Here is a 596-nt window from a genome sequence, read left to right on the forward strand (position 1 = left end):
GCGCGTGGCCGGCAGCGGGCAGCGCCAGACGACGTCACCTGGCCGGGCTTCAGGGCTGGCGATGCCGGCCCAGGCCGCGCGGCTGGCGTCACCTTTGATCACCGAGCCTCCCGGCAGCCGCGCCTGCACATCGGCCAGCAGGGCGGGCAGCGCCGCACCCGCCTCGATCCTGAGGTGCACATGGTCATTGGCCCAGGCTGCGCCGGTGATGCCGCCGTCCCGCCCCAGCGCCTCGGCCATGATCCGCACCGCTTCGGCCGCTGTGGCGGCCGGCAGCCTCAGCGTCGCCTGATCGCGCGGCAGCGGCAGCACCTTCACCGTGAGCTCGGTCAGCACCGCCAGCCGCCCGCGCGAGCCAGTGAGCAGGCGCGGCAGATCAAAGCCCGTCACGTTCTTCAGCACCTTGCCGCCGGCGCGGAAGATCTCGCCACGCCCGGTGACGCCGCGCACCTCCAGCACATGATCGCGTGCCGCCCCGGCAAAGGCCCGGCGCGGCCCCGACAGGCCACTGGCGATGGCGCCTCCTAGGGTGCCGCCACCAGCACCCCAAAGGGACGCTGGCGGCTCGAAGGCGAGGCATTGCCCGGCGGCGGCCA

The 596-nt window shown here is 74.3% G+C and carries 1 protein-coding gene; it reads right to left on the reverse strand.

The genetic code is table 11. The features are described from left to right. Nucleotides 1–596, reverse strand: a 596-nt coding sequence (locus GJV64_RS15300) for an FAD-binding protein (RefSeq protein WP_164158379.1), incomplete at both ends; no start/stop codon positions are given.

Origin of the sequence: Sandarakinorhabdus rubra (genome assembly GCF_010994245.1) — a bacterium.
Lineage (GTDB): Bacteria > Pseudomonadota > Alphaproteobacteria > Sphingomonadales > Sphingomonadaceae > Sandarakinorhabdus > Sandarakinorhabdus rubra.